Genomic DNA, 4,903 nt, shown 5'->3' with positions numbered 1-4,903 from the left:
GACGCAGAGCGAGGGCACGCCGAGGCGGCCGTGGTCGTCCGGGCGCCAGCGGGTGGAGTCGGGGCCCCAGGGGTAGCGGATGTGGTGGACGAACTCGCCCTTGACGCCGAACGAGAGCTGCTCGAAGTCGTCGTGCGAATGGGGGGACAGGCGCAGCGGGTCCCGTGGCGTGGGTTCCTCGGCCAGAAAATTGATCATCATGTTGGTGGTGCGGAAGATACGCCCGAACCGGCCCGGCTCGATCGGGTGCTCGGCGAGCGGGTACACCCGCAGGCGGAACCCGTCCACCGGGTCGGGCCAGGCCACGAGCGGCGCGCACCGGGGGTCGGGCTCGCGGTACGCCGCCGCGTTTGCGGCCGCCCCGGCCAGATCCGGGGCGACTGTGGAGAACACCCGGATCACCGGGCCGTCGGCGAGCGCCTCGACCACGCTGTCGCCGGGCGGCACCACCACGAACGCCTCCTGCGCCACCTCGGCGGAGCCGTCGCCGGCGCGCACCCGTACCGGGGCGCTGCCGGAGTACATCAGCACCGCGTACTCGTCCGGCTGCGCGGAGCGGGCGAACCGGTCGCCGGTCACCGCCTCGGTCCAGGAGAGCACGAGGTGCTGGCCGCGTACCAGCCAGGTCCGGCTGCCCGCCTCGGTGACCGCTGTGGGTGCCGTGTCGTACAGCGCGAGGTACTGGGCCGGGCGGACGGGCGTGGACGGGTCGACAGTCCGCGACGGAGCCGCCGCCAGTTGCGACCGGATGTCGTCCTTGGCATACATGGTCATGTCATCAGTCCCTGCGAGGTGTCGGTGGCGTCAACGGCTGATGTTCCGGCCGCCCTTGAGGCCGAGGATCGCCCGGGCCTCGTCGGGCGTCGCGATCGTGCGGCCCAGGTCCTGGACGATCGACCGGACCTTGCGGACCTGCTGCGCGTTGCTGGTGGCGAGTTCGCTCTTGCCGATGTAGAGGTTGTCCTCCAGCCCCACCCGGACGTGCCCGCCCAGCCACGCGCTGTGGGTGCAGAACTGCATCTGATGCCGGCCCGCGGCGAACGCGGAGAAGTGGTAGTCGGCGCCGAACAGCTTGTCGGCGATGGCGATCATGTGGGTCAGGTTGGCGTGGTCCGCGCCGATGCCGCCGAGGATGCCGAAGACGCCCTGGATGAACAGGGGTGGCCGGGCGAGACCGCGATCCACGAAGTGGGCCAGGGTGTAGAGGTGCCCGATGTCGTAGCACTCGTACTCGAAGCGGGTGCCGCCCTTCTCGCCGATCTCGCGCAGCGCGTACTCGATCTGGGCGAACGTGTTGATGAAGGGCTGCCGGTAGGTGTTCTCGACGTAGGGCTTCTCCCAGTCGTGCTTCCACCGGCTGACCCGGTCCGCGATGCCGGAGTAGACGAAGTTCATCGACCCCATGTTCAGCGAGGCGAGTTCGGGGCTGAACCGGGCCGCGGCGGCGAGCCGTTCCTCGATCGTCATCGACGAGGCGCCCCCGGTGGTGATGTTGATGACCGCGTCGCATCGTTCGACGATCGGGGGGATGATCTGCTCGAACGTCTCCGGTTCGAACGCGGGACGTCCGTCCGGGTGCCGCGCGTGCAGGTGGATGACCGCGGCGCCGGCCTCCGCCGCCTCCAGCGACGACCGCACCACCTGCTCGGGGGAGAGCGGAAGGTGGTCGCTCTGCGAGGGCACGTGCACGGACCCGGTGACCGCCGCGCTGATGATGACCCTGTCCGCCCTGATCACGACGGGCTGTCCTCCAGACCGAGCAGGTAGGCCGGGTTGCCGGCGATCATCCGCCGGACGTCCTTCTCGGACACCCCGTGGTCGAGCAGGCGCTGCACGAGGTAGATGTAGCCGTCGACCGGCAGCGGGTTGCCCTGCTGGCCCAGGTCCGAGCCGATGGTGGTCCGTTCCGGCCCGACGCGCTCGATCCAGCGCACCAGCTGCTCGATCGGCCAGCCCGGCTTCGGGACGCCGGGGTGGTACATCGCGATCTCGTGCTCGACGTACGCCCCCATCCGCAGCAGCTCCTCGATGTCGCCGTCCGAGGCGCCCACGATGAAGTCGGGGTGCTGGACGAGAAGCCGGCGCACGCCCTTGTCGACGGCGACCGTGAACAGCGCCTTCATCGAGTCGGCGTCGAGGTGGCCGCCGGTCAGCAGCGCGTCGGCGTCCGCGACGACCTCGACGACCTGCTCGGTCTGCGCGGAGACGGACCCGCTGTCGTCGAACACCGAGACCTCGCTCTCCAGCAGGTCCAGGCCCGAGGTCGGGAACCCGTGCTCGTGGCTGTGGTGCTCGATGTGCTGGCGCGCGGACACGGTGGGCGCCCAGACGCACCGGCCGCCCATCCGCAGGCTCATCGCGACGGCCGACGGGTTGATGCCGCCGACCTCGGAGTTCAGCGCGACGCCCCCGTAGACCGGCGTCGGCGCCTCCTTCAGCCAGGGCCCCATGGCCAGCAGGTCCATGACGGTGTTGTGGTGGTGCGACTTCACCAGCAGCGCCCGCACGCCGATGCGCGCGGCGTCGTACGACGCCTCGACGTGGTTGATCCGCCGCGGGAACGGGCTCGGGCCGGAGTGGCAGTGCAGGTCAACCGTGCCATCCAGAACCTTCAACAGCCCTGGCGGGACCGGCTGGTGACCTTTCGAGACGCCCATCGACTCCTCCTGTTCGTCCCATGAACTTGGCGTTCAGCATACGGACGAGCATCGGTCGTGTCCATGGGTGGCCGAGCGGCGTAACAGCTGCGCCAGGCCCGCGAAAGGACCATTGTGTTGCGTGCGGGTTACCGGTTATCGTCCGCATACCGAAAGCGGGAGCTCGCAAAACGAACGCCCGATCTCGGGCCAACCATCGGTCGTGCCGGATCCGCCCAGCGCCAGCGCCTCGTCGGCGTGCTCGTCGAGGCGTCGAACGGAAGAGCCGTCGTTCGCATCGTGCATGCCTTTGCCCGCATGCGAACTTTCGCTTGCCCTGGACCGGGCCCTGGAAATGGATGCGTCCGGTAAGGAGGTGACGATGAGCGCCGATCCTGACCCCCAGCGAACCGGCCCCGGGCCGGCGACGGTGGAGACGGATCGCACCATGATCCAGTCCATCGACCGGGCGGCGAACGTCCTCGCGCTACTCGATCAGCACACCCGGAGTCTCGCCCCCGGCCTGGTGGCCGAGCGCCTCGGCCTCAACCGCACGACCGCGCACCGCTATCTCCAGTCCCTGCAACGGGCCGGCTTCCTGAGCGCGTCGTTCGGCCCCGGCCCGCTGCTCGACCAGCTCTTCGCCCTCGTCTCGGTCCGCCAGCAGCTCCTCACGCTGGCGCCGGCGATCATGCGGCAGCTCTCGGACACGACCGGCCTCACCACAGTGCTCAGCTTCCTCGGCCGTTCCGGCGCGGTGGTGACGCTCGTCGAGGAGCCGCACCAGGGCACCATCGTGCTGACGGCCCGGATCGGGACGGTGCTGGAACTCAAGGCCGCGCAGACCCGCGTTCTGCTCGCCTTCCAGGCCGACCCGGCCACCGTGACCCGGGCCCACGCGAGCCTCACCCCGGCCGAGGCGGCGGTGGAGCGGCAGGCGCTGGCCCGGGTACGGCGCCACCGGATCGCCTGGGCGGACCTGGACCGGGCCGGTCTGGCCTCGGTGGCGGTGCCGATCTTCGCCACCTACGACGTGCAGGCCGCGATGGGCCTGCTCGGCACGACCGAGATGCTCAACCCCGCGGAGCGGTCCTCGGCGCGCGTCGCCGCGCTGGAACAGGCGGCCGAGACCCTGGGCTCCATGATCGCGACCAGCCATGCATGAAAGGCGAGCCCGGGACGCCGGGCGGAAGGCGGAAACAGACATGCCAGGTCTCCTACGGCGGCTCCGGCCGCGTCCGCAGTGGCTGCTCCTCGTGCCGGCGCTCACACTGCTCGCCTGGATCCTGCTCGTGCCGCTCGGGAACAGCTTCCTGCGCAGCGTCGGCAACGGCGACTGGACCCTGCGGCACTACGAGTCGCTGTTCACCGACGGGGTGACGATGCGGGTGCTCGTCCGCACCGCGCTGACCGCGGCCGCGGTCACCGTCATCGCCTTCCTGCTCGGCTACCCGTACGCCTACCTGATGACCCGCGTCGGGCCGCGCATGCGGGGCGTGCTGCTGATCATCGTGCTGATCCCGTTCTGGACGTCGGTCATGGCCCGCAACTACGCCTGGATCGTCATCCTGCAACGCAACGGACCGGTGCACTCCTTCTTCGAACTGTTCGGCCTGGACGTCGTGCTGTACGGGACGGTGGCCGGCGTGACGGTCGCGATGAGCCAGGTGCTGCTCCCGTTCATGGTGCTGCCGTTGTTCAGCGCGCTGTCCGGCATCGACCGGCGGCTCCTGCTGGCCGCGCGCGGTCTCGGCTCCCACCCGCTGGTCGCGTTCTGGAAGATCTACTGGCCGCTGTCGCGCGCCGGCGTGGTCGCGGGCCTGATCCTCGTGTTCACCCTGAGCCTCGGCTTCTACGTCACGCCGGCCCTGCTCGGGTCGCCACAGCAGTCCCTCGTCGCGCAGCTGCTCGGCCAGCGCACCACCCTGCTGCTCGACTTCTCGGGCGCGGGCGCGCTGGGGATGCTCGTGCTCGTCGTCACCCTCGTGCTAGTCGCCTGGGCGAACCGCCTCGGCGGAACCATCTCGGCGATCGGCGTGGTCGCCGCCGCCAGGACGAAGGACCAGCCATGACCGCGACGAAGACCGACAACCCTCCGGGTACGCAGAGGCGACCCGCCCCGGCCCGTCGGCGCCGCCGCGCCACCTCCGTGGACCCGATCCCCTGGTGGCTCAAGCTCGTCGGCGCCCTGGTGGCGCTGTACTTCATCCTGCCGACCCTGTTCGTCATCCCGATGAGCTTCAGCACGGCGTCGACGTTCCAGTTCC

5 protein-coding genes and 1 pseudogene are annotated in these 4,903 nt (G+C 70.2%); 3 read left to right on the top strand and 3 right to left on the bottom strand.

The annotated features are described in order from the left end of the window. The 3 genes from KBX39_RS23070 to KBX39_RS23060 form a co-directional block, all read right to left on the bottom strand. Positions 1-774 (bottom strand): hypothetical protein (locus tag KBX39_RS23070; protein ID WP_210872471.1); only part of this gene is annotated, 774 nt, incomplete at its 3' end. A gap of 30 nt (positions 775-804) precedes the next feature. Then, the gene (locus KBX39_RS23065; protein ID WP_104115303.1) at positions 805-1,737 is read right to left on the bottom strand and encodes a 3-keto-5-aminohexanoate cleavage protein; all 933 of its coding nucleotides are present in this window, start codon (positions 1,735-1,737) and stop codon (positions 805-807) included. Next, positions 1,734-2,615, bottom strand: a complete 882-nt coding sequence (locus KBX39_RS23060; RefSeq protein WP_210872469.1) for a DUF6282 family protein — start codon at positions 2,613-2,615, stop codon at positions 1,734-1,736. The genes KBX39_RS23065 and KBX39_RS23060 overlap by 4 nt, the downstream gene beginning before the upstream one ends. Positions 2,616-3,018: 403 nt before the next feature. Here KBX39_RS23060 and KBX39_RS23055 point away from each other — a divergent pair, with 403 nt between their 5' ends. The 3 genes and pseudogenes from KBX39_RS23055 to KBX39_RS23045 form a co-directional block, all read left to right on the top strand. Then, complete coding sequence (locus tag KBX39_RS23055; protein ID WP_158559985.1) at positions 3,019-3,801, top strand: IclR family transcriptional regulator; 783 nt, start codon at positions 3,019-3,021, stop codon at positions 3,799-3,801. A gap of 40 nt (positions 3,802-3,841) precedes the next feature. Further along, positions 3,842-4,708 carry an ABC transporter permease gene (locus KBX39_RS23050; protein ID WP_158559984.1) on the top strand — a complete coding sequence of 289 codons (867 nt, stop codon included), beginning with the start codon at positions 3,842-3,844 and terminating at the stop codon, positions 4,706-4,708. Then, positions 4,705-4,903 (top strand): annotated as a pseudogene (locus KBX39_RS23045) (hypothetical protein); the annotation flags it as partial. The gene KBX39_RS23050 and the pseudogene KBX39_RS23045, both read left to right, overlap by 4 nt.

Source organism: Micromonospora sp. D75, assembly GCF_018070405.1.
GTDB lineage: Bacteria > Actinomycetota > Actinomycetes > Mycobacteriales > Micromonosporaceae > Micromonospora > Micromonospora chalcea.
This window is presented reverse-complemented; position numbering and strand designations above follow the sequence as displayed.

Excerpts from the sequence above, each read along its gene's own strand:
- KBX39_RS23055 (WP_158559985.1), top strand. The coding sequence starts at position 3,019 with ATGAGCGCCGATCCTGACCCCCAGCGAACCGGCCCCGGGCCGGCGACG.
- KBX39_RS23050 (WP_158559984.1), top strand. The coding sequence starts at position 3,842 with ATGCCAGGTCTCCTACGGCGGCTCCGGCCGCGTCCGCAGTGGCTGCTC.